Source organism: Salicola sp. AFF1, assembly GCF_056783195.1.
The window spans coordinates 24,165-47,885 of the sequence record NZ_JBXAYL010000013.1 but is presented as its reverse complement, the minus strand read 5'-3'; the positions used below and the strand labels follow the sequence as shown (position 1 = coordinate 47,885).

General features: G+C 61.3%; 21 protein-coding genes and 1 pseudogene. 10 read left to right on the top strand and 12 right to left on the bottom strand.

Features of this window, described 5'->3' with window-relative positions; all coding sequences use genetic code 11:
* The first annotated feature begins 67 nt into the window (after positions 1-67).
* The 3 genes from betA (at position 68) to AC1RQI_RS10445 (ending at position 5,144) form a co-directional block, all read left to right on the top strand.
* Positions 68-1,753, top strand: coding sequence for a choline dehydrogenase (gene betA, locus AC1RQI_RS10455; protein WP_416633100.1), 1,686 nt, complete (start codon positions 68-70; stop codon positions 1,751-1,753).
* 123 nt (positions 1,754-1,876) lie between these two features.
* A complete protein-coding gene (locus AC1RQI_RS10450; protein WP_481904731.1) occupies positions 1,877-3,079 on the top strand; it encodes a BCCT family transporter in 1,203 nt (400 codons plus the stop codon).
* A gap of 379 nt (positions 3,080-3,458) precedes the next feature.
* The gene (locus AC1RQI_RS10445; RefSeq protein ID WP_481904730.1) at positions 3,459-5,144 is read left to right on the top strand and encodes an AMP-binding protein; all 1,686 of its coding nucleotides are present in this window, start codon (positions 3,459-3,461) and stop codon (positions 5,142-5,144) included.
* 48 nt (positions 5,145-5,192) lie between these two features.
* Here AC1RQI_RS10445 and AC1RQI_RS10440 read toward each other — a convergent pair whose 3' ends face one another.
* The 4 genes from AC1RQI_RS10440 to AC1RQI_RS10425 all read right to left on the bottom strand — a co-directional run bounded on the left by AC1RQI_RS10440 (position 5,193) and on the right by AC1RQI_RS10425 (position 6,803).
* A complete protein-coding gene (locus AC1RQI_RS10440) occupies positions 5,193-5,795 on the bottom strand; it encodes a transglutaminase-like domain-containing protein (RefSeq protein ID WP_481904729.1) in 603 nt (200 codons plus the stop codon).
* A gap of 125 nt (positions 5,796-5,920) precedes the next feature.
* Entirely contained in the window at positions 5,921-6,235 is a 315-nt protein-coding gene (locus AC1RQI_RS10435) for a HigA family addiction module antitoxin (protein ID WP_481904728.1), read from the bottom strand.
* Between the two features lie 20 nt (positions 6,236-6,255).
* Complete coding sequence (locus tag AC1RQI_RS10430) at positions 6,256-6,558, bottom strand: type II toxin-antitoxin system RelE/ParE family toxin (protein ID WP_481904727.1); 303 nt, start codon at positions 6,556-6,558, stop codon at positions 6,256-6,258.
* Positions 6,546-6,803 carry a type II toxin-antitoxin system Phd/YefM family antitoxin gene (locus AC1RQI_RS10425; RefSeq protein ID WP_022992576.1) on the bottom strand — a complete coding sequence of 86 codons (258 nt, stop codon included), beginning with the start codon at positions 6,801-6,803 and terminating at the stop codon, positions 6,546-6,548. Before AC1RQI_RS10425 ends, AC1RQI_RS10430 begins: the two co-directional genes overlap by 13 nt.
* Positions 6,804-6,999: 196 nt before the next feature.
* Between AC1RQI_RS10425 and AC1RQI_RS10420 the strand changes: the two genes are divergently transcribed.
* Both AC1RQI_RS10420 and AC1RQI_RS10415 read left to right on the top strand, forming a co-directional pair.
* Positions 7,000-7,236, top strand: a complete 237-nt coding sequence (locus AC1RQI_RS10420) for an addiction module protein (protein WP_416633105.1) — start codon at positions 7,000-7,002, stop codon at positions 7,234-7,236.
* Between the two features lie 2 nt (positions 7,237-7,238).
* Positions 7,239-7,553, top strand: a complete 315-nt coding sequence (locus tag AC1RQI_RS10415; RefSeq protein WP_481904725.1) for a hypothetical protein — start codon at positions 7,239-7,241, stop codon at positions 7,551-7,553.
* A 241-nt stretch (positions 7,554-7,794) separates the two neighbouring features.
* On the opposite strand, the gene AC1RQI_RS10410 is transcribed toward AC1RQI_RS10415, so the two are convergent.
* Together AC1RQI_RS10410 and AC1RQI_RS10405 are read right to left on the bottom strand one after the other, a co-directional pair.
* Complete coding sequence (locus AC1RQI_RS10410; RefSeq protein ID WP_481904724.1) at positions 7,795-8,757, bottom strand: YbgA family protein; 963 nt, start codon at positions 8,755-8,757, stop codon at positions 7,795-7,797.
* A 62-nt stretch (positions 8,758-8,819) separates the two neighbouring features.
* Entirely contained in the window at positions 8,820-10,010 is a 1,191-nt protein-coding gene (locus tag AC1RQI_RS10405; RefSeq protein WP_481904723.1) for an EAL domain-containing protein, read from the bottom strand.
* A 98-nt stretch (positions 10,011-10,108) separates the two neighbouring features.
* Here AC1RQI_RS10405 and AC1RQI_RS10400 point away from each other — a divergent pair, with 98 nt between their 5' ends.
* Positions 10,109-12,328 carry a CHASE2 domain-containing protein gene (locus AC1RQI_RS10400; protein ID WP_481904722.1) on the top strand — a complete coding sequence of 740 codons (2,220 nt, stop codon included), beginning with the start codon at positions 10,109-10,111 and terminating at the stop codon, positions 12,326-12,328.
* Positions 12,329-12,332: 4 nt separating this feature from the next.
* Here AC1RQI_RS10400 and AC1RQI_RS10395 read toward each other — a convergent pair whose 3' ends face one another.
* Entirely contained in the window at positions 12,333-13,886 is a 1,554-nt protein-coding gene (locus AC1RQI_RS10395; protein ID WP_481904721.1) for a FecR family protein, read from the bottom strand.
* Between the two features lie 6 nt (positions 13,887-13,892).
* Positions 13,893-15,281 (bottom strand): surface lipoprotein assembly modifier, encoded by a 1,389-nt coding sequence (locus AC1RQI_RS10390; protein ID WP_481904720.1) that lies wholly within the window; start codon positions 15,279-15,281, stop codon positions 13,893-13,895.
* A 184-nt stretch (positions 15,282-15,465) separates the two neighbouring features.
* Between AC1RQI_RS10390 and AC1RQI_RS10385 the strand changes: the two genes are divergently transcribed.
* From AC1RQI_RS10385 to AC1RQI_RS10375, 3 genes are read left to right on the top strand one after another with little or no spacing between them, the layout of a single operon-like run.
* Positions 15,466-16,134, top strand: a complete 669-nt coding sequence (locus AC1RQI_RS10385) for a hypothetical protein (protein ID WP_481904719.1) — start codon at positions 15,466-15,468, stop codon at positions 16,132-16,134.
* Complete coding sequence (locus tag AC1RQI_RS10380) at positions 16,131-16,742, top strand: ABC transporter ATP-binding protein (protein ID WP_481904718.1); 612 nt, start codon at positions 16,131-16,133, stop codon at positions 16,740-16,742. The genes AC1RQI_RS10385 and AC1RQI_RS10380 overlap by 4 nt, the downstream gene beginning before the upstream one ends.
* The gene (locus AC1RQI_RS10375) at positions 16,729-17,532 is read left to right on the top strand and encodes an ABC transporter permease (RefSeq protein WP_481904717.1); all 804 of its coding nucleotides are present in this window, start codon (positions 16,729-16,731) and stop codon (positions 17,530-17,532) included. The genes AC1RQI_RS10380 and AC1RQI_RS10375 overlap by 14 nt, the downstream gene beginning before the upstream one ends.
* Here the strand turns inward: AC1RQI_RS10375 and AC1RQI_RS10370 are convergent.
* Entirely contained in the window at positions 17,529-18,119 is a 591-nt protein-coding gene (locus AC1RQI_RS10370) for a CGNR zinc finger domain-containing protein (RefSeq protein ID WP_481904716.1), read from the bottom strand. The genes AC1RQI_RS10375 and AC1RQI_RS10370 overlap by 4 nt on opposite strands.
* Before the next feature lie 176 nt (positions 18,120-18,295).
* Between AC1RQI_RS10370 and AC1RQI_RS10365 the strand changes: the two are divergent.
* Positions 18,296-20,514 (top strand): annotated as a pseudogene (locus AC1RQI_RS10365) (malate synthase G).
* A gap of 44 nt (positions 20,515-20,558) precedes the next feature.
* On the opposite strand, the gene AC1RQI_RS10360 reads toward AC1RQI_RS10365, so the two are convergent.
* The 3 genes from AC1RQI_RS10360 to AC1RQI_RS10350 form a co-directional block, all read right to left on the bottom strand.
* Positions 20,559-21,095, bottom strand: coding sequence for a YbhB/YbcL family Raf kinase inhibitor-like protein (locus AC1RQI_RS10360; RefSeq protein ID WP_481904715.1), 537 nt, complete (start codon positions 21,093-21,095; stop codon positions 20,559-20,561).
* Positions 21,096-21,188: 93 nt separating this feature from the next.
* Complete coding sequence (locus AC1RQI_RS10355) at positions 21,189-22,007, bottom strand: helix-turn-helix transcriptional regulator (protein WP_481904714.1); 819 nt, start codon at positions 22,005-22,007, stop codon at positions 21,189-21,191.
* 217 nt (positions 22,008-22,224) lie between these two features.
* Entirely contained in the window at positions 22,225-23,613 is a 1,389-nt protein-coding gene (locus AC1RQI_RS10350) for a mannan-binding protein (RefSeq protein ID WP_481904713.1), read from the bottom strand.
* Between the last annotated feature and the right edge of the window lie 108 nt (positions 23,614-23,721).

Sequence of the window (23,721 nt, the reverse complement as noted above, 5' to 3'; positions counted from 1 at the left end):
GTTTCCGACGACCTCGAACGCGGGAGGGTGTTCCAACCCTCCCCGGCAACGACACCGGAAGAAGATCATGAGTAAACACCAGTACGACACCATCATCGTGGGTGCCGGCTCGGCCGGCTGTGTGCTTGCAAACCGGCTCACAGAGGATCCACACCATCGGGTTCTGCTGCTGGAAACCGGCGGCAGCGACCGGAGCATCTTCATCCAGATGCCCACGGCATTGTCGATCCCGATGAATACCAGGAAATTCGCCTGGCAGTTCCACACCGTGCCAGAGCCCTATCTGGACAACCGCGAAATGCATTGCCCGCGCGGCAAGGTGCTGGGCGGTTCCTCGTCGATCAACGGCATGGTCTATGTGCGCGGTCATGCGAAGGACTTTGATGAGTGGCAGGACCATGGTGCCGAGGGCTGGGATTACCAGAACTGCCTGCCTTACTTCAAAAAGGCTGAAAGCTGGGTCTTTGGCGGAGACATGTACCGTGGCGAATCCGGGCCCGTGGGCACCAGCAACGGCAACAACATGAAAAACCCCCTGTACCAGGCGTTCATCGACGCCGGCGAAGAGGCGGGGTATCTGGTGACCCAGGATTACAACGGGCACCAGCAGGAAGGCTTTGGCCCCATGCACATGACCGTTAAGAACGGCGTGCGCCAGTCCACCGCCCATGCCTATCTGCGGCCGGTGATGAATCGCCCCAATCTGACGGTTCAGACCGGCGCCCAGGTGCACAAGGTACTGCTGAACGGCAAGCAGGCGGTCGGCGTGCGCTACGAACGGGGTGGCAAGGTGCAGGATGTGAAGGCCAACAGCGAAGTGATCCTGTCGGCCGGCTCCATCGGCTCGCCGCACATCCTGCAGCTGTCCGGCATCGGCAACCGGGAAGTGCTCCAGAAGGCGGGCATTGAGGTCAATCACGAGCTGCCGGGCGTGGGGTCCAACCTGCAGGACCACCTGGAGTTCTATTTCCAGTTCCGCTGCAAGCAGCCGACCTCGCTCAACAGCAAGCTGAACCCGCTGAGCAAGGCACTGATCGGGGCGCGCTGGATCCTGCGCAAGGATGGTCTGGGGGCGACCAACCACTTTGAGTCCTGCGCCTTTATCCGCTCCCAGGCGGGCGTGGAGTGGCCGGACCTGCAGTACCACTTCCTGCCGGCCGCGATGCGGTATGACGGCAAAGAGGCCTTTGATGGGCATGGCTTCCAGGTTCACGTGGGCCACAACAAGCCCAAGAGCCGGGGGCATGTGTATGTGCGCTCCGCGGATCCGAAGGCGGCGCCGGAGATCCTGTTCAACTACCTCCAGCACGAGGACGACCGTCAGGGCTTCCGCGACTGCGTTCGCCTGACGCGCGAGATCATCAATCAGCCGGCGATGGACGACTATCGCGGCGAGGAAATCCAGCCGGGCGCTGATGTCACCTCGGATGAGGCCATCGATGCCTTTGTACGCCAGGCCGTGGAGAGCGCCTACCATCCGTCCTGCACCTGCCCCATGGGCACGGATGAACAGGCGGTGGTGGATCCGGATACCCGCGTCCACGGTATCAGCGGCCTGCGTGTGGTGGATTCTTCCATCTTCCCGACCATTCCCAACGGCAACCTGAACGGGCCCACCATGATGGTGGCCGAGCGGGCGGCGGATCTTATCCGCGGGCGCCAACCCGAGGCGCCGCTCAATGCCCCTGTGGGAATGGATGAGCACTGGCGGGTCCGTCAACGGGCCGGAGAGCCCGTACGGGCGGCCCGCTAACCCCTTTCTCCTCCCCGGTGTAACCAGCGCTGACCAGGGCGGCCTGTAAACGGCTCCAGGCTGCCCGGGAGGGGAACGATCGCCATAAAAACGAGACGCCGCAACCAGCATAGGAGTTGGTTTATGTTAACCTGGTTAAGTATTGGCCTGATATTCACCTTTACCATGATCGCGGTGATCCTGCTGCGATGGGGGAACCTCAAGGTAGTGGGTGTCACACCGGTCCGCACATTCACCTTCATGGCCATCCTGTTCACCTCCGGCCTGGACGTGGGACTGATCATGTTCCCGCTGACCGAGTTCGGTGGCTATTCACAGGACTACAGCGTGACCAACCCGCTCGCTATTGAGTTCGGGTTCTGGGCATTTCTGATCTGGGGATTCTACTTCCTCACCTGCTTCTATTTCTGCGTGATTGAACCGCGTGTGAAGTTCTTCGAGATTCCCGTGGTGAAGGTTGTTAACAATGTCGTGATCATTGGTACCTGTGCCTTTACCGCCTATCTCCTGCTCAAGAACCTCCCGTGGTATCTGCCAGAAGTGGGCGATGGCCAGAGCGCACAGGCGCTGTTCTACGGCATTGTGTTCCTCTCCATCGCTGTATCGGCGTATTCCAGCACCAGCCTCAAGTACGTGCGGGTGTTGAGTGTGAGCACCAGCTGGATGTTCATCGGGCTGATTGTGCTGTTCTGGTACTACGCCTTCATGACCGACAATGGCACCTTCGGCGACTTTGCCAGTACGGTGAGCCTTCTGGGCGGCTACTTCGGTAATATCCACGAGTTCATGCTCCCGCTCAGTGATTACCACGCGTTCTACCTGTTCTGGTGGTTTGCCTGGTCCATCATGATCGGTCAGTTCACCTCGCGCTTCGTGGGTGGTCTGCGGACATGGCAGCTGCTGCTGGCGATGCTGTTCCTGCCGTCGATCGCGATCGGCATCTGGTTCACCGTGCTGTACTACTATCATGTGCAGGACATCGCCACCGCAGGCCTGTTCAACATCCTGATGGTTACAGTGGGCATTACCATGGTCATCAACTCCCTGGACTCACTGATCCGGCTCTACACCGACAACCTGAACCTGACGGTGAAGCGTTTCGGCAAAGGCCGGTACTTCGTGGGCAACCTGGTCGCCATGAGTGCCCTGACCCTGCTGTTCCAGCTGGAGTTCCTGAAGATCCAGTGGGTTGGCGCGCTGGTGATCGGCATGTACTTCACCTGCCTGCTGTACATCATCAGCCGGCACTGGAGTACGGTACGTCAGATCAAGAGCTCGCCGGAAGAGAACAAGCTGGACTACAGCCTGGTCGATTCCGCAACCTGATGGCCTGACGGGCCACTCCCCCCTGGGCCCCGGCCATCAGTGCCGGGCCCAGTGGCCTCGGGGCAGCCCTGCGCTGTCCTGAGGCCGTTTTTCCTTCCCTGCAAGCATCATTTGTAGTCCCGCATTACAGGCTTCTCAGGGCACTTCGGCGACGCATGTCGTAGGTGCTTGCCCATGCTCCTAAAAATCGAACGCATTAAAGGCGTCTTCGCGGTGCCGTTGATGCGGCGATGGTTATCCTGTTTGTGACTGGCTTCCACCCGTAAGGGTCGATTCTGGAGAGAATGTGCGAATAAAAGCCTCTTCGGAAACAGGGACAGTTTGCAGTATCCCGGTGTCTATCTCTGAACCATAAACCATAACAATCAGGAGCTCTCGGATGATCAAAGTTGATGACAGGCCCACCACGCTGCACAGCCTCTTCTATTGGGCTCAGCGCTCCCCGGACATGGTCTATACCCACCAGCCGTATCCGGACGGCTCCGTGGTACAGACCACCTGGAAACAGGTTGCCGATCAGGTGCTGCGCATGGCGGCCCACCTGAAATCGCTGGAACTTCCGGAAAAAAGCTGCATTGCCATCCTGGGCAAGAACACCGATCACTGGATCATGGCGGATCTGGCCATCTGGGCCGCCGGGCATGTGTCGGTCCCCTTGTATCCCACCCTCAATGGCGATACGGCCGCCTATGTGCTGGAGCACAGTGAGGCCCAGCTGATGATGCTTGGCAAGCTCGACGGAACCGCCGACGGATGGAACGACATCAAGGACCATCTGCCCGCGGATCTGCCGATTATTTCGCTGCCGATGGCGCCCCGCAGGGACACGGAACAGTGGAAAGACATTGTGGCGCGCACCGAGCCGCTGGCCGAGCCGCACCTGCCGTCACCGGATGAATTGGCCACTCTGGTCTATACCTCCGGCAGCACGGGCAGGCCCAAGGGCGTCATGCATTCCTTCGGGACCATGATCTCGGTGGCGGAAGGGCTCAAACAGATCTTCCCCGTGGACCAGAACGACCGCATGCTGTCCTATCTGCCCCTGGCCCATGTGGCTGAAAGGGCGGCCGTCCAGACCTCCTCGCTGTACTTTGGTTTTCCGCTGTATTTCGCCAACTCGCTGGATACCTTTCAGGAAGATTTGCAGCGGGCACGCCCAACGCTGTTCTTCTCCGTGCCGCGGCTGTGGATGAAGTTCTACCTCACCATCTGCGACAAGCTGCCGCCGTCCAAGCAGAAAATCCTGTTCCGGCTGCCGCTGGTCAACCGCCTGGTTAAGCGCAAGGTCCTCAAGCAGCTGGGGCTCGATCACGTGCGGGCCGCGCTCACCGGCGCCGCGCCACTGGCTCCGGAAATCATCCACTGGTACCGCAACATTGGCCTGGAGCTGCTCGAGGTCTACGGCATGTCCGAGAACTTCGGCTACTCCCATGCCAACCGCCCGGGGGCGGCCAAGGTTGGTACCGTCGGGTTGCCGAACCCGGGAGTGGAACATCGGGTGACCGAGGAAGGGGAGCTCCAGGTGAAGAGCCCCGGCCAGATGCTCGGGTTCTACAAGAACCCCGAGAAAACCAGGGAGGAGATCACCGAAGACGGCTTCCTCAGGACCGGGGACATGGCGGAGGTGGACGAAAACGGTTACACGCGCATTACGGGCCGCGTGAAGGACCTGTTCAAAACCGCCAAGGGCAAGTACGTGGTGCCGGTGCCCATCGAGGGCCGATTCACCCATCCCAAGGTGGAAGTGGTCTGCGTGGCCGGTGCCAACCAGCCCCAGCCCTGTGCCCTGGTCACCCTCTCCGAGGAGGCCCAGGCCGAGCTGGAGAAAGGGGCTGACCGTGCGACTATCGAGAAAGAGCTGGAGGCCGAGCTGGACCGGGTCAACAGCGACGTGGAGGATCACGAAAAGCTGGCTTTCGCGGTTATCGTGAAGGAGCCCTGGACCATGGAAAACGGCATGCTGACGCCGACCATGAAGATCAAGCGCAACGTGATCGAGGATCACTACGCCGAACGCCTGCCGAAATGGTACGACCAGGGCCGCAAGGTGATCTGGGAAGCGTGATTCCCGGGGCCGGATGTCTCCCCGCCTGGAAGGAAGGGTGGGGAGGTGTCACGCCGGATGCATTGCCCCCTGGGTTTCAATGAGCTGGACATCCGGAAGGTGATCCGCCACTTCCTGGTAGGTCCTGTGGCTCAAAAGCACCTCGAGCACGGCGGTGACTGGTTCCGCCCATATCGCGGGTAGATCCGCCTCGCCATCGGAGGTCACCGGGTACGCCAAACGCTCAACCGGCGGGTGGAATCCGGCTGCGACGCCAGCTTTGTTGCCTCGCGCATCCAGCCGGTACCAGCCATGGCGCTCAAGGTAGACGGCATTCAAGCCATGCAAGCAGAACGGCGGCTGGCCATCGTTGATCGTAAGCCGTTGATAGCATAAGCCAGCTGGAATGCCGTTGGCGCGCAATAAGGCTGCCAGCAGATGGCTTTTCGCGTAGCAGTATCCGGTTCCATGGTTCAGCACGTCGGATGCCTTGCACGTCACGGGCCCGCAGGCATAGTCCCAGCTGTGCTTGATCTGGTCCCGAACGAAGACAAAACACCGCTCAGCGATGGCCTCCGGGCCGTCCGCCCCATCGGCCAACGATGTCGCCCTGGCCAATACGGCTGGATCGGTCCAGTCAATGTATTGCGTTGATGCGAGATATGGCTGCACGTTTTCCTCTCTTCTTTAGGGGGCGCAATGGCTGGATCAAGCTTCGCCATTGCCGGTGAAACGCCCTGTGCGGAGCCGCATGCAGGGTGTTGTGGGGCTGGGGTTAGATACCCCTGGCTATCCGATTATGCAACATTCAGCGGCTTGATCCGGTCCACTTCTGTCTTGACCGACTGGGTCGCCGTCCAAAGATCAATAGCTCGCTGCGCATTCAGCCAGAATTCCGGAGAGTTACCGAACAAGCGAGCAAGCCGAAGCGCCATTTCAGGGCTGACAGCACGGCGTTCGCGCAGTAATTCATTCACTGACTGACGGGAAACACCCAAGGACTCCGCCAACCCCGCAACGGTCAGGCTATAGTCCGGCAGGAAATCCTCTCTCAGCATTTCACCAGGGTGAGTCGGCTTGCGCTGCATGCCGGCAGTATTAGGTATAGTCATAGTGATCACCCCACTCAGTGTTAGCTGTTCCCAAGCATGTACGCACGAAGCTGCCGCTCCTCTCGCATGACATAGAGGACGAGGACCCGACTGTCATCCTCACGATAAAAAATGCGACACGGTGGAACCACTACCTCCCTGTATACCGAATCAGGAAGCTCTGGCGAAACCCGTCCGGATTGGGGAAAATCTTCCAAACGCTCGGTCTTATCGAAAACTTCCTGGACCAGATGACTTGCGGCAGCAGGATTATCCAGAGCAATGTACTCAGCGATGGCATCCAGTTCCTGAAGGGCGGGCTCCGTCCAGACTACTTCAGCCATTTACTCATTTTCTCCCTGGCCTCACTTTGGCTGTACGTTCTTCCCTCAAGTACAGCACGCTCTCCCCGTGAGAGTCCCTCAAGCAGCTCAAGTCGGCGCTGCATAAACTCGTAATCCTGCACATCGACAAGGTATGCGGATGGCTGACCATGCTCCGTGATCAGTATCGGCTCTTTAGACAAGTGCAGGTCTGCCAGAATCTTTGTCGCTTGGCGCTTGAGGTTCGTAACAAGCTCAACTTTCATGGGCTCACCCTGAATCAGATTAATAGTGATACTATAGTATCACTATTCAGGTGGGGCAATCCCAGCTAACGCAGAGATAAGCGGCGCCCCGACAGGGGCGTCCGGTGGACGGCCCAAGGCCGGGAACGAACTTAATTGACTTGTTAGGGCTTCTGAGCCGGGATAGCATAACCGTATCGCCACTCGCGGAGGCACCATGACTACTGAAACATTAGATCACCTGCGCTCACAGATTTCGACTCTCTCCGAGTCGGAACGTGCTGCACTGGCCCGCGAGCTCATAATGAGCCTTGACGGCCCCCGTGACGAATCTGTTGAGCAGGCCTGGAACGATGAAATTAGTCGCCGTGTATCCAAGGTCAAAAGCGGAAAGGCCACGCTACTCAGCCGTGAAGAATTTCGATCAAAGATGCGAGCGAGGTTAGGGCAGTAAAAGTGCGAACGGTAAGGATACTGGAAGAAGCCTCGCAGGAAGCAATAGAGGCAGCAGCATGGTACGAACATGAGCAGGCTGGACTCGGAGCCGAGTTTTTCGCGGCCGTTGATACTGCCATAGACGTTATTGAAGAACACGTCGTCCCCTTATCACCTCTCCCCGAAGAAGCTGGCGATACCGATGTAAAGCGCCTTATTCTGGAGCGCTTCCCGTACGATGTTGTCGCGATTGAGTTGCCGGAAGAAACCGTCGTAATCGCCATTGCCCACCACTCTCGCAAGCCGGGCTATTGGCTGGGACGTGGAACGCCCTAACAGAGATTAGTGTGAAGGCACCGATATCCAATATACGCGCCTTCTCAATCACTCCAACCCCCAGGTTCCCAGACCTGATGGAAAAGATGCTGCGAGAACAATACCTTACTCGCAGCGGTCTCCGCGAGCCCTGGAATCGGTTGCGTTTTCGTTTTTGCTCACTCAATAACGCCGGGCATGCCAAGCGGTGGTTGGCGCAGGGAGGTTGCGAGGCCGGTCCGGAATGGGCGCGCGCCCATTCTCAGACGTGGTTCCGCAGGCCCAGTTCATCCGGGTAGGGCGTGAGGTAGTCCTGGCGCTGCAGGTAGGCCACGGGCTCGCGCCTCTGGAGCATGCGCAGCAGCGTCATGGGCACGATCAGCGGGACCTCGCCTTGCTGGTAACGGTCAATCTGCTCGTTCAGCGTCTGCCGGTCCGCATCGCTCATGGTGTCCCGCAGAAAGCCCATCAGGTGCTGCATGGCGTTGGCGTGGTCGCCCCGGGTGATCTGGCGCTTCATCGCCTGCATGAAGGCGGTGATGTAGCGATCGGCCAGGTCGTCCAGCGGTTCGGCCTTGAGGTTTGAGAGCATGGGGCCCAGTTCCCGGTAGGTTTTCTGGCAGTGGGCCAGAAGCTGGAACTTGTGGCGGGTGTGGAAGTCCAGCAGGGCCGACGGTGTCAGGCCAGCTTCCCTGGTGCGGCACCAGTCGTCGTAAACGAAGACGCGCTCCAGGAAGTTCTCACGCAGGTGGCTGTCGTTCAGGCGGCCTTCTTCTTCCACGGGCAGCAGCGGGTAGGCTTCCAGCAGGGCCTGGGCGAAGAGACCCCGGCCATCCCGCCGGATGACCTGCCCATCCTCGTTGTGGATCCGGATCCGCTCCATGCCGCAGCTGGGCGATTTGGCCTTGAGGATGTAGCCGCGCAGGTCCGCGAGCGAGGGCAATACATCCTGGATCCACTGGTCCATGGGCTGGGTATGGTCCGTATCACCGTTGGTGGTGATCAGGCGCAGGCCGTTGCTGTGTTCACGCAGGTGGATTGCCGGCCGGGGAACGCCCATGCCGGCTTCCAGCTCCGGACACAGGGATCGGAACTCGAAGTAATGGGAGAGAATGCGGGAGCAGTAGCGGGCGTTCTTGTGACCCCCGTCATAGCGCACCTCCTCGCCCAGCAGGCAGGAACTGATGCCGACCGGAATTTTCCGTTTCTGTGGGGTCTCTGTCATAACGGCCTCCGCGCCATTGCGTGTCTGTTTTTATTGCTATACGCTGTTGCCTGTTTCTGCGATCAGGGAAAACGGGGATGACGGGCCAAAACGGCTTGAATGTCGTCCGCAGGCATCGGTCGTGCCATCAGAAAGCCCTGGGCACAATCGCATTCCAGTTCGCGCAGTTTGTCCATTTCCTCGGGGTGCTCGATGCCCTCGGCAATGATGTCCAGCTCGAGGTCCCGCGCCAGTCTGGATATGGCGCGGACAATGCGGAATCGGCGTTCGTCGTCGAGCATGTTCGAGACGAAGGAGCGGTCGATCTTGAGGGTGTCCAGAGGAAACAGGTGCAGGTAACTCAGGCTGGAGTACCCCGTCCCGAAATCATCAATGGCGAGGCGGACGCCTTTCTCCCGGAGCTTGTTCAGGGCCACGGCTGCATGCATGGGGTTATCCACCAGGAGGCTCTCCGTGATTTCGAGCTTCACCTGCTGCGGATCAACGCCGGAGGCTTTCAGAACCTGGCCAAGCCGCTCAATTTCCTCCAGCTCCAGCAATTGCCGGCCCGAGACGTTGACGCTCATGAACAGCGGCGTCTGGCCGGTCCCGTTGGCACGTTCAAAGGTCTTGAGGTCGTGCAGCGCCTGTTCCAGGGCCCAGTACCCCATCTCAACGATCTGACCGGTCTTTTCGGCAACGGGAATGAACTCCCCGGGTGAGACCAGGCCATGGTCCGGGTGGCGCCAGCGGATGAGGGCCTCAAAGCCGACGATGGTGCCATTTTCTAGGCCGATGACGGGCTGGTAGAAGAGTTCGAACTGCTGCTGTTGAATGGCAGTGGCCAGGGCGTTCTGGAGGCTCAGCTCACTCTCCGCCTTTTTCTGCAGCGAATCGGCGCCGGCAAAGTCGTTGGTGTGCTGCAGCATGAAGCGCTGTGTCCAGGCAAAACGGCCCAGGTTGCCCTGGAGCAGGTTGGTGAGCAGCGGGTCCGCGTTATCGATGACACGCTGCAGGTGCTCGCGCGTGATCACCATGACGTCCGTATCGTCCAGGGCCCGGGCTGTTGCCGTCCGGGGCTGGTGGCTGATCAGCGCCAGTTCCCCGAACACTTCGTGAGGGCCCAGGTTGGAAATCACGACGTGGTGACCGCCTTGCTGCACCGAGATTTCGATCCGTCCGCTCAGGATCATGTAGGCGTGAGCGGCGTCGTCACCGTGTTCAAAGAGGGTTGTCCCGGAGGGGTAATGTTCGGTGTCAGCATCGTCGGTCATGGCAACCTCTGGAGGCGGTCCGGATTGGTGACAGGCGCTGTGCCTGACTAAAGTGTAATCACTCAGATGCGATCTTGCCTGTATCCAATGATGTCAGAATGAAAATCCATGTCTTCAAAGACCGACGCCTTGCCGCCGCCACGGGGCTGGTCCTGACGCTCGCCGCGCTCTGGCTGGAAGTGGTCGGTACGGGGTTTACCGACAGGCTGATTGAGCGCCTTGATTTCTTGGCCTATGACCTGCGGTATCAATGGGCAACGCCACGGCTTGAGGCCGAGCATCCGATTGTCATTGTGGACATTGATGAACGGAGTCTGGCGGCCCAGGGGCGCTGGCCCTGGCGCCGGGAACGCATCGGTGAGCTGGTGAGCACCCTCGGCGAGGCGGGGGCGCTGGTGGTTGGGTTCGACGTCGTCTTTTCTGAGGCCGAGCGCAATCCGGCCCGCGTGGTGTCGCAGCGGTTGCCGCCCGGTGAGACAGCTGTCCGCGAGAGGCTGGAAGCCATTGAGGCTGAGGTGGACGGGGACCGGATCCTGGCCAAGCACCTGGAGCAGACCGAGACCGTTCTGGGCTTTCTGATGCACCATGAAAGCGGCCGCAGCGAAGGCGTTCTTCCGGAGCCTGTACTGGCGCTTGATCCAGCCAGGGCGAGCGCGCTTGTGGTGCCCCGGATGGGCGGCTACACGGGGAATCTGGCGCCATTGCAGTCCGCGGCGAGGGGCGGCGGTTTCATGACCACCATGCCGGATAGCGATGGGATCATCCGGCGTGCCCCCCTGATTCTGCGCCATGGCGACAGGCTTTACCCTTCCCTGGCTCTTGAGATGGCGAGGGTTCTGTTCTTTGCGGATGGCATTGAGCTGGCGACCCAGAAACGGGGGGATCATCGCTCTATTACGGCTGTTGAGATGGGGCATTTGAGTCTCGACACCGATGCCCAGGGCCGGGCGCTGGTGCCGTATCAGGGCGGGCGCTTCCATTACCCCTATGTGTCGGCAACGGATGTGCTCACGGACTCGCTTTCCAAGGCGGAGCGGGCCCGGTTGCAGGATGCGCTGGTACTGGTCGGGTCATCGGCGCAGGGGCTCGCGGATCTGGCGGCGACGCCCGTGGGAACCGGATTTCCCGGTGTGGAGGTCCATGCCAGCCTGCTTGAGGGCATCCTGGCCCAGCAGCTGCCCCATTCCCCGGATTGGGAGCAGGGCTTGCAGCTGGTGACATTGCTCGTGGTCGGGGTGGGGCTGGCGCTTGTACTGCCGTTGCTTGCGCCTCTGTCTCTGTTGTTCACCGCGCTGCTGGTGCTGGCCGGTCTCCTGGCCGGCTATGTTGGCCTCTGGGTTCAGTTCCAGCTCAATGTGGCCGTTGCGTTACCCGTGCTGCTGGTGGCCGCCTTGCTGGCCGTCAACCTGATGTTCAGTCTACTCCGGGAAAACCGAACGCGGCGTGAACTCAAATCCATGTTCGGGCAGTACGTGCCACCCGAGCACATTGATGAGATGCTGCGCCACCCCGGGGCCTATGGGTTTGCCGGCGAAACCCGGGAGATGACGGTGCTGTTCTCGGATATCCGGGGCTTCACCAGCATTTCCGAGCGGCTGGATGCCACCGAGCTTAAGGCGCTGCTCAACCGTTTCTTTACCCCGGTCACCCGGGTGATCTTTGAGCATGAGGGCACAATCGACAAGTACGTTGGGGATATGGTGGTGGCGTTCTGGGGCGCACCCCTTGAGGACCCCCGGCATCGGGAGCACGCCCTGGATGCAGCCCTGGCAATGCTCGATGAGGTGGCGCGCCTCAAGCCCGCCTTCCGGGAGCAGGGGCTGCCGGAGATCAGCGTTGGTATTGGCCTCAACACCGGCCCCATGAACGTTGGGGATATGGGGTCGGGCTACCGCCGTGCCTACACCGTCCTGGGCGATGCGGTGAATCTTGGCGCCCGTCTGGAGAGCATCACCAAGTATTACGGCGCCCGCCTTCTGGTTGGAGAGGAGACCCGGGATTCGGTGGAAGGGTTTGTCTTCCGGCCGGTGGATCGGATCCAGGTCAAGGGCAAGGACGAGGCCGTCGAGGTCTTTGAACCCCTGGGTCGTGAGGGGCGGGTGGCCGACGATGAGCTGGCCCGGTTGGCGCGCCATAATCAGGCACTGGCGGCCTACCTTCAGCGGGACTGGGATGAGGCGGAGCGTCTATGGCAGCAACTGGCCGCAGAGGATCCAGAGTGTGCCCTCTATACGCTCTACATCGAGCGGGTGCAGTGGCTGCGGGCGGAAGATCCCGGCCCAGGCTGGGACGGGCGCTTCCGCCATACCAGCAAATAGGCCCTCAGTGTTCCTCAAGCAGGAGAATGCCGGTGGCTGAAGCGCTGTCATCCTGGGTCTGGAAGTGGAAGTTGTTCAGAAAACCCAGGGCGTTTTCGGACTCATCAATGACCATCAGCCCCCGTGCTTCGCCCGTGGATGCCGGCGTGTTGTTGTATTCAAGATTCTGCACCTCAAGCGAGGCGGTCTCACCCAGCTGGCCCTGGAGGTCCGCGCTCCAGCGCCAGTCGCCGCCACCCTTCAGAACCTCCAGCAGGCCTGTGAGGTTGCCGGTGTCCGGATTGAGAGTCATATGGCTGTTCCCAAAGCTGATGCTGGCATCACTTAGATCGGTAATGGGGAACCCGGCATTCTCATCCCGCATATCCCCGATGGCGGCGCTGACCCCGGTGAACTCGATACGGGTACCCGTGGACCGCCGCGACTGGATTTGCGACAGCGACAGGGTTGGCGCTGAGGCAAGGAACAGCGGTTGGCCCAGTGGTTCCGTGGGGTTGCCGGCTTCATCCTGCTCATCCTCGTGCAGTAACAGGTCCGGTTGTCCGTTCCAGGCGCCCCAGTTAATGCCGTAACCGCCAATATCCTGCTGGAAGCGCTCCAGGCCCGCGCCTTCCAGGCTGAGGAATCGCCCTCCAGGTGCTTTCACCACGTACTGGGTCTGTTCGGGAGTCAGCTGGTTGCTTACCTCGGCAAACAGGTGGTTGCGGATCTGAACGTTTTCCCCCAGAGCGGCGGATGCGGCAAGGGTGGTCTGCGTGAACGCCTCGGGAAGCCAGGAAGTCTCGTCGTCGCTGTGCGTCCTTTCTTCGAGCGCGCGTTCCTGCTCATCCTGTAGGGTATCGCTGGTCTCAAACCCGGACGCCTTATCATTCGTCCCGTCATCTTCCGTTGCGTCGCCTGAAGGCGCCGCTTCAACCATTCCATCACCAGGCGTCAGGCTGGCGGGCGGCTGAAGCTGCCCGCTCGGAGGCAGGCCCCGTGCCGTCACGGTGGCATAGCGGTAATTGGCATTACGGCCCAGCGGGAGGGTGCCGGCTTCGTTGGAAACAATGGCTCGACCGGCCCAAACGGCGACGGCCAGGGTCTCATTGCGCAACGCCAGCTGATAGTCGGTGCCGCGAACGCCGATGCTGGCCAGTGGTGTCTCGACCTCGTAGTTGTCCGGCTGCGTCTCGGCCACTTCGCCCGTGAGCGTGCGAAGCCCGCCGGTCAGCAGCCGGACCACAGCGTGATCCGCTTTGTCTTGCTCCTGGAAGCGGTAGCGTTCAATGACCAGGCGGCTGTTACTGGCGAGCGCAATCACCGCGCCGTCTTCAAAGCGCAACTGGGTCCGGCTATCGCTGCCGGTGACCACGGTTTCGCCCTGGTGGACGGCTGAGCGGCGCTTGAGGGCGCGCTTGTCCGCATCCGGGGCACGCGCGGTTACCTCGCCGGTGGCGACGACCACCCTGGCAACAGGCTCGCTGCCTTCATCCTGAGCGGACAAGGGCAGTGGGATCAGCAGGACAGCCAGGCAGAGGAACAGTCCATAACGTGTGATGAAGGGAGACGCTTTCATGATGAGCTACTCCTTAATGAACCGGTAACGGATCCCAACCTCGCCCAGGGTCCGGTCGAACTCATAGAAGGCGGTGTTGGAGTCGGACCGTTGATGGGTGATGTGGGTCTGCAGCGTGAGCCGGCGCGTTAGTGACCAGTGCCAGCGGGTGCTGAGAATGCTCTCATGGTCCCGGCGCCGTTTCCCGAACAAGGGGTGCTGGCGCTCATAGCGGGAGAACCGGTACGCGCCCGAGGCTCCCAGCTCGTGGTGTTGCGCCACCGGCCAGCCAGCGCCTATTCGCACCCCGGCAAAGCGGCGGCCGAAGTGCTTGTTGTTGCTGTCCCGGGCCTTTTCCACGCCGCCCGACAGGGACAGCCGGCCCTTCCAGGAGGCGCTTTTATGGCGGCTGCTCAGCGCCAGGCGGAATTCATCCGTATCCCTCTGGTGTTGGTCGGGATAGCGTTGGGTTGAGACTGCCAGGGCAATGCCGGCCCGTTCCTCAGGGGTGAGCAACTGTTGCAGCTCAAGGTTGAGCCCGCCCCGCCACCGCAGCTGGTCCCTGCCCAGGTGGGTCTGGCGTGTTGTGGCCGTCACCTGCATCCGCCTGCTCTCGCCGAGTTGCTGGAACCAGGAGGAGCCGAAGCGCAGGTGGGTAAGGTCGAAGTCGTCCTGGGAGAAGTGCGTTGTCCGGTCCACATCCGCCTGGATGCTGAAGCCGTTGCGTTGACTCAGGGGGTGGCGGTAGAGCGCATCAATGCCGAACGCCTGAAAGGCGTCATGCGTTTGCCGGTTGTCATCGCGCAGAGCCAGATCCAGTGGTTGATCGAACAGTTCCAGCTGGATGCTGTCCGCGTCCGTTGCGGCATTGATGTTGGTGTCGTGCCCGAGCTCATAGCGGGCAGTTAACCGGAAGCGGGGCTCCGTTTGTTGCTTCCTGGTGGCAATGCGGTCCAGGAAGCGTTGTATATTGCGGCGTACCGTCTCCGGCGGCGATGTGTCCATAACCCGTTTGAACGCCCGCTCAGCGCCCCGCCAGTTGCCCGTTTGGTAGTGGGCGCGGCCGAGTTCCAGCCGGGCTCGATGGTCATCGGGGCGGGCGATCAGTGCCGCTTCCAGCGCCAGTACGGCCTCGGAGTAGGCTTCCGCCTCAAGGGCGGCCAGGCCGTACAGGTACTGGAAGTCAGGGTCGCCGGACCATTCTTCGGTCAGCTTCCGGGCTGCGCTCAACGCTTGTTCCCCATTCCCCTCCCGCAGCGGCTCCAGGATGGGATGCAGTGCCTTGGGCACCGACTCAACGCTGGGCGCCGCACCGATGTCCGCGGCCAGCGTTGGTGACAGCAGTAGCAGGAAAAGCCCCCCGATCAGCCATGCGCGGCGGAGGGGGGGAGGACTGAAAACACCTGTTGCGAACACATCGAAACCCTCTTGCCAGTGGCACCTATGGATTAAGGCTAGATGAAAAATTAGTCATTTTCTGGTTATGTCGCAAAACAAAATATCGGGGCGGCAGCTCTGGAGTGCCTGGGTGGTGTGTGGACGGGATCGTCACGGAGGGGACAGGCCTCTATAATGGCCGCTTTGATCGGGAGGAGCCCCAGTGGAGCGGAGCCGTGCCATCGCCGGCCTCATGACCGATGCCTGTTACAGCCTGCACCGTGTCTGGGCGCCGGAAAGCCGGTTGCGCACGCGGGTTGGACGTGGCCGGGCCACCTGGCACCGGTACGATCCCCGCCGTGATGAGCACTGCATCACCATCGGGGCGCTTATGGTGGCGGACAAGGCGGACCCCTCCCAGTGCGCCGGCTGGCTCTCCACCCGGGAGATCCGCAACCGTGGCTACTTCAATGGCGAGGTGTCGGAACTCAACCTCCTCGCCCATGGCTGTTGTCACGAATTCGCTCACCTGCTCCAGACCCGCGCGGGCGGCCGACGTTATGGTGAAGTCCATAATGCGGCGTTCTATGAATGGCTGGACCGGCTGTACGAATCCGGCAGCGCGGGGGAGTTGCGCGCGGGGCTGGCAGGGGCCGCCACCGCGCGCAACCTGGCGTTATCGAGTGCGCCGGTCAGCCCGGTTGCGGAAGCCGCCGCCCTGGAACGCTTCCGCCCGGGTGACCGGGTCCGCTTTGGCCCGGGGCTTCAGGGCCGCATCCGGAGGGTGAACCGCCGCACCTGCACCGTGGACGGCACCGGCCCCTGCCGGGGGCGCCGTTACCGTGTGCCGCCCAGCATGATGACCTTCATTTCACGAAACGGATCCCTATGAACCTGAGCCTTACCATTGATGCCCTGGGGACGAGCGAGTTGGACGCGCTTACCCTAACGGTTCCCCCTGGCCGCATCGTCTGTCTCTCCGGCGCCTCGGGTTCCGGTAAATCCCGTCTTCTGCGGGCGATTGCCGATCTGGATCCCCATGAGGGCGAAGTGCGCCTGGGGGATGCGCCTGCTCACAGTATGCGGGGGGATGAATGGCGCCGGCGCGTGATGCTGGTGCCGGCCGAGAGCCGTTGGTGGCATGACACCGTGGGTGAGCACTGCGGCCCGCTCCGTGAAGCCGACCTGGCGGCCCTGGGGTTTGAGCCCGAGGTTCACCAGTGGCCGGTCAGCCGGCTCTCCTCCGGTGAGAAACAGCGCCTTGCCCTGTACCGGGCCCTGTCACTGGATCCAGACGCGTTGTTGCTGGATGAACCCACGGCGAACCTGGATGCCGCGACCCGTGAGCGGGTGGAGCAGTGGCTGGTCCAGCGCATCCATGAACAGCAACTGCCCACCCTCTGGGTAGCGCATGACCGGAGCCAGATCGCGCGTGTGGGCGATGCCCACTACAGCATCAACGGCCGTCACCTGGAAGAGGTCCCCCATGGAACTGATTGAGCTTCAATACTGGCAGCTTGCGCTTGCGTCCGTCCTGGTGCTGATCCTTGCTGGCTGTTCCTGGTGGATCCGCCTTGGCTTCGGGCGTTCCCTGGTGATCGCCGCCGTGCGCACCACCGTTCAGCTGTCGCTGATTGGTCTCATCCTGGAAGCCCTGTTCAGCGTGGGCGCGCTTGGCTGGGTGGCGCTGATGGGCGTGGTCATGGTCGTACTGGCCGGCCGTGAAGTAATGATGCGCCAGCGCCGTCGCCTCAGGGGCGGTTGGGCTTTTGGCATTGGCACCTCCGCCATGTTCGTCTCCGCGTTCACCATTGCGGTGATGACCCTGCTCGTCATCATCCGGCCGGAGCCCTGGTACCAGCCGCAGTACGCCATTCCGCTGCTGGGCATGATGCTGGGCAACACCATGAACGGCATCTCACTCAGCCTTGACCGACTGACCGATACCGTCTGGCGTCAGCGCGAGGACATTGAAGGGCGCCTCATGCTCGGTCAGCGCTGGCAGGACGCCATCAGCGACATCCGCCGGGAGGCCATGCGTTCCGGCATGATCCCCACCATCAACATGATGGCCGCCGCCGGCCTGGTCAGCCTTCCCGGTATGATGACCGGCCAGATCCTTGCCGGCAGTCCGCCCGCACTGGCGGTGAAGTACCAGATCCTGCTGATGTTCAGTATCGCCGCCGGCACCGGCTTTGGAACCATGCTGGCCGTAACGGCGGGGAGTTACCGGTTGTTTGATCACCGGCAACGACTCCGGACGGACCGCATCACAGGTCCCATGCACTAGTGTCGGTGGTAGTGCCTCGACGCCTTGGAGCGGTTGCCGCATTCCTTCATGGAGCACCAGTGCCTCTGGGCCCCGTTTGACTTGTCCAGAAATACAATCCCGCAGCGTTCTTCCGCGCACTCCTTGATGTTTCTGGACAGGTCGGAGGCAAAAAGATGGGCACAGTCTTCCGCGATCACCCCCAATGCGCCCTCCAGTTCAAGATTGTCCTGCGCGGATAACGCCCCGCCATCGGTCGATAACTGCCAGCAAGGCCTTGCTTGAGCAAGCTGATTGACCGTTTCGATGTCGTCCGCGGAACAATCCCTGGTAAGAAACCGGCCAATCAAGCTCCGTAGTGCCATCACCTGGTTCTGGATGCCCGCCGGCACTGGATTATGGGCAGCGCTGGTACTGAGCGGCGGATAAAGCGTCGCCCATCCCGCCTGGCGCTGCGCCTGGAGCAGCCATTCCCTGAACCCATCCGCCTCGGCCAGAAGGTCCTGGGTCCGGGAGTACGGATCCTTGCGGCGCCTTACGGTATTGAACAGATCCAGGCAGGGACGTCCGCCATGGAACACAAAATCAAGAAGCTGGGGGTCGGCCATTGAGCCCTAACCGGTTGTGAAAGTGCGCTTCAGCGTATCGAGCGGCGTCATGGATGTCGAGGTGGACTCTGTGCAGGAGGGGGGATTCTGTCTTGAACTAACCCCCTTAGGGGGTTAGAGTCAGCAGGGACCTGATCGAGGGGCTCGCAATACGACCAATACCGAAAGGAGCTTGTATGCCCACCCAAAACACGGAGCGCGTCACCATTGGTGGTTTAAAAGTTGATTCCCGTCTCTACCGGTTTGTCACCGACGAACTGCTTCCCCGTATTGGCAGGTCGTCGCAAGCGCAGCAACAGGCGTTCTGGGACGGCTTTGCCGGGATCGTCGAGGCGTTCACCCCACGTAATCGTGAGCTACTGGCTGAGCGCGATGCGCTGCAGGCGAAGCTGGACCAGTGGTATCGGGATCACAGGGGGGCGCAGGACCCGGAGGCGTACGACAATTTCCTGTGGGAGATTGGCTATCTGGCTGAAGATCCCGGCGAATTCGAGATCGCCACAAAGAACATTGACCGGGAAATCTCCGAAACGCCGGGGCCGCAGCTGGTGATTTCGGCCCTCAATGCCCGCTTTGCACTGAATGCGGCAAACGCCCGCTGGAGCTCCCTGTACGACGCGCTTTACGGCACCAACGCCATCCCGGAAGCCAACGGCCAGGAGAAGGGCACCAGCTACAACCGGGTGCGTGGTGACAGGGTCATTGAGTGGGCCCGCGAGTTCCTCGATGGCGTCATCCCGTTGGAGACCGGCTCCCACAAGGATGTCACCCGATATGCCGTCGAGTCCGGCCAGATCACCGGCGAGATTGACGGTCGGGCCATCAAACTGCGCAACCCGGCGGTCTATGCCGGTTTCAGGGGGGATCAGACCAACCCGGAAGGCATTCTGGTTCGCAATAACGGCCTGTACCTGGAAATCCAGATTGATCCTGAATCCCGGGTCGGCAGCACCGATAAGGCCGGCGTTAAGGACATTCTCATGGAGTCGGCCATCACCACCATCATTGACTTCGAGGATTCCGTGGCGGCGGTGGACGCCGCCGATAAGACCCTGGGGTATGCCAATTGGTTGGGGCTGAATACCGGCGAGTTATCGGTGGCGATCACGAAGAACGGACAAACCGTCACCCGTGCGCTCAACGACGACCGGGTCTACACCGATACCGACGGCGATGCGCTGCGCCTGCATGGCCGTTCCCTGATGTTCGTCCGCAACGTGGGCCACCTGATGCAGAATCCGGCGATCCTGGACCAGGAGGGCGAGGAAATCTTTGAGGGGATCATGGATGGTGTGCTTACCGCAGCCGCGGCGATCCCAGCGTTGGACCAGGACAACCCGCACCGCAATTCCCGCACCGGCTCCATCTACATCGTGAAGCCGAAGCAGCACGGCCCTGAAGAGGTGCGATTTACCTGTGACCTGTTCGCGGCCATCGAGGACCTGCTGGCGTTGCCCCGTTTCACTCTCAAGGTTGGGGTCATGGACGAGGAGCGCCGCACGTCCGTGAACCTGGAGGCCTGCATTGCCGCCAGCAAGGACAGGGTGGCATTCATTAACACCGGTTTCCTGGACCGTACCGGCGACGAGATCCATGCCTCCATGCTGGCCGGGCCGATGGTACGCAAGGCCGATCTTCAGACGGCACGGTGGAAGCGCGCGTACGAGGCCAACAACGTCGACGCGGGCCTGGCGCACGGCCTGCCGGGCAGGGCGCAGATCGGCAAGGGCATGTGGACCCGGACCGAGCAGATGGCTGAAATGCTGGAGCACAAGATCGGTCAGCCGAAGGAGGGGGCCTCCACCGCCTGGGGCCATCGCCCACAGCTGCCACCCTGCACGCGACCCATTACCACCAGGTGGATGTGTTCGAGGCGCAGGAAGCGCTGTTATCCGGCGGTCGTCGCGCAACCCTGAAGGACCTGCTGACGATTCCGGTTGCGGGCCCTGCCTATGGGGAAGGTGATGCGCAGTGGAGCGAGCGGGAGATCAGGGAGGAACTGGATAACAACTGTCAGTCCATTTTGGGCTACGTCGTTCGCTGGGTCGAGCAGGGCGTTGGGTGCTCCAGGATCCCTGATATCCACGATGTGGACCTGATGGAGGACCGGGCCACGTTGCGCATCTCGTCCCAGCTGCTGGCGAACTGGCTCAAGCACGGCGTGGTGAGTGAGGCGCAGGTTGTCGAGTCGCTGCAGCGCATGGCGGAGAAGGTGGATCAGCAGAATGCGGGTGATGCCGCTTACCGCAACATGGCGCCCAACTTTGGTGACTCCGTGGCGTTCCAGGCTGCGAAGGACCTTATCCTGAAGGGGCACGAACAGCCAGCGGGCTATACGGAGCCGATCCTGCACGCACGGCGGCGTGAGTTTAAGCACAGGAACGGCGTGGAGTAACGCGCGAGCGCACCCGGGGGTTGGCCCCGGGCGCGCGATACCGGTTACCGGCTGTAAGACACCGTCAGGGTATCCTGGGCCAGCGCATGCGACCGGACCTGGAAGCTCACCAGGGCCGCAGAGGCATCGGCCGGCAGCTTGAGTTTGGCCTGATCCAGCGCGTAGACGCGGATCTTGTATTGATGCGGCTGATCGCCAGCGGGTGGGCAGGGACCGCCCCAGTTGCGGCTACCGAAATCGTTGCGTGCCTGTTGGGTCGTTTTCGGCATGCCGTCGCGGCTGGCGCCCCGCGCTACGCCCGTTGCCGAGGCAGGGATGTTGTATGCCAACCAGTGCCACCAGCCACTGGCGGTGGGTGCATCTGGGTCATGCACCGTGATCGCGAAACTCTGGGTTCCCTTGGGGGCGTCCGACCAGCGCAGCGCCGGCGACTGGTTATCGCCGTTGCAGCCAAAGCTGTCGAGCACGTGGCGCGACGGTATTCGCTCCCCGGCGGTCAGGTCCGGGCTGTGCAGCTTGAAGTCCCCGGCCAGGGCGGTGGGGCTGAGCAACAGCGCCAAGCTAAGCAACAGAATCCTCATGGTTCACTCCTTTTCCCGTGTACGGAGAGGACAAGGTAGCGCGATTAGGCGCCGGATGCGGCTCGCGACCGATCAGGGATTCGCCTGAAACGATCATTCTGGGCGGGTAGCCACGTGGGAGGGGGATTCACCGAAACGTTCGCGGAAACGTTGTGCGAAGCGCGAAGGGGAGTCATAGCCGACCCATTCGGCGGCCTGGGCTACCGAGACGTTACCTTGTTGCAGCAGTGCCAGTGCCGTGGCCAGGCGCACTTCCCTCAGCAGGTCCCGGAACTGGGTGCCCTCCGCCGCCAGGCGCCGCCGCAGGGTGGGCTCGCTCATGGCGAGTTTGCTTGCGATCTCCGCGACGCGCCAGCGGCGGCTGGGCTGGGATGCCAGCCAGTGCGTGACGCGGGTGGTGATGCGGTCCGCAGGGCTTACGAGCAGGTTTTGGGCCTGGCCCTCGGCGAGCATGGCCAGCAAGACCTCCCGGCGGCGGTGTGTACGTACCGCTTCGGGGGCGTCCGCGGCGGTTTCGGCATAGTGGAGAAGCGTGCGCCACATTTCATCGGACACCTGGACATCCGGCTGGACAGGTGGAGCGGCGTGCTCCGGGATTGGCACCAGGGGGCGAACCGCGTCTAGGTCGCTTGCGTTGAAGGCGATGGCCAGCGCGTGATAAAGCCCGTGTTCGGGCTGATTGACCACGTCCACTGCCAGGTCTGCGCTCAACGCCAGCCAGTCCCCGGCCCGGACCTGCCATTCCCGGCCATGCAAGCCGATGGTTTTGATGCCGCGCAGCACCACAATCAGTGAAGGCGTGCCCACGGGCACATGTCGCAAAGCGTAGTGACGGCGCGTGATGATCCGGCCGAGTGGCGTTTCGGCTCCGGAGGCGAGTATTTGCCGTAAATGGTCCAACGTTGGGGTCATGGCGGACAAGCCGGTGGTATCCCTGTGTTTCAGGTTGGAAGGCGATTGTACCGGCTGTTTCCGTATCGGGCAGCCTACCCGGGATGCTGGTCCATTCCGCTCAGCTGTTGGCGAACCGGCTCAAGTGCGGTATGGCTTTCCTGGAGGCCAGCGCCGGCGGGGCCGAACCCCGCCGGCGGTTTTATGGAGAGTCAGCCTTGGCGCTTCCAGTCAGGGTTCATTTCACATCGCAGCAGGCACAAACCGACATCTGGCCGGGCTTGGTCGTCCGCCACTGACCGTTCCAGCCGCCCTTGTCCCTGCAGGTTTCAGCGCACTTCTTGACGGCGTCGGTCTTGCTCCAGATGGGGCCGGCTTTCACGTCCGTTGGGCTGCATTGGCCCTCGATGATGTCGTCGAAGCTGTGGCTCAGGCTGGCATAGGGAGAGGTGTTAACCTGGCTCCCCTTGTAGCTGTGGCACCCGAAACAGTTGGAAGTAAAGCCCTTGTTCAGGTGGACGTCCTGAAAGGTTGTCTCCATCACGGTGTTGGCCAGGCGCATGGAACCGCGCTGGTTTTTCGTGACCGACGACGGTTTGCTGGTGTCATTTTCCCAGAGCGCGCCCACATTCATGTAGTGCTTCCAGACAGACATGGAATGATCCTTGTCCAGCTGGCTCAGCATCTTGTGAAGCTGCGTGTTGAGCGAATCCACCACCTGGAAATTAATCTTGCTCTTGTGATCGCCCTTTTGGGTGCCATCACGATAAAGGCGGCATATTTCCGTGGGCTTACCGGTCAGGCTCTTGCTGGCGTTGGCCTTGTTGAATGGGCACTTGTCTTTATTGCCGGAAGCCAGTGCGCTGGCGCATTCAGCACTGGTGAACGACCAGCCTGGCTCCGGTGTGCTTTGCGGGTTGGTGCAGTCCGGGGCATTGTCGCGGTGCTCAAACGTTGACCAAATGAACTCCGGATGCAGGTCAGTGGCGCGCACCAGGTGGAAACCGATCAATCCCAACAGCTGTTTGCCCTTAAGCCCCTCGATGTCGGCTTCCATCGAGAAATAGCGGTCCTTTTGCTGGGGCTTGATGACGCGCCAGGCGGTCTTGAGCTCAGTGGTGCCGGACGGGTACTGGTCCTGGCTCTGAATCTTGCCGACATTGCAGAGGTTCCGGCTGAACCGGATGCCATAGAACACCACATTGCCCTGTTGATCATAAATCGTAGCCTGATTACGCCCGGCTTGATGGATGCGTTCAGGGAGAACGAAGCTTCCGTCCGGCTTGTGTTCTTTGGTGGTGCGGACAAAGAACTCATGTTGTGGGGCCTGGCTGTCACATGAGTCCTTGTTACTGCCCTCCAGTATCGGGAATTGTTCCGCCATCTGGAAACGTCGTTCCGAGTGGCCTTCAGGCTTTGAGGTTAGATAGAAGAACCATTGCCAGCTGAATTTATAGAAATCACAGAAGTCCGCGCTCTTGCCGTTGGGTACTTCCGATGGAGGATTGGGTGAGGTGATCCAGTCCTTGCTTGCGCTGCAAGAGGGCGTATCGGCAAAACTCGCGGATGAGTAGAACAGGATGGTGATCAGAATACATGCGGCGGTGGCGAGGCGTTTGATCCACATAGGTCCTCCGTATTCCCGGTGGTTGATCCATAACCCATTGGATGCGGTTGCCGGCTCGCGACATGAACAAGCGTGAATCTGCGGGCCTATCGGAACATCAATTGCCTT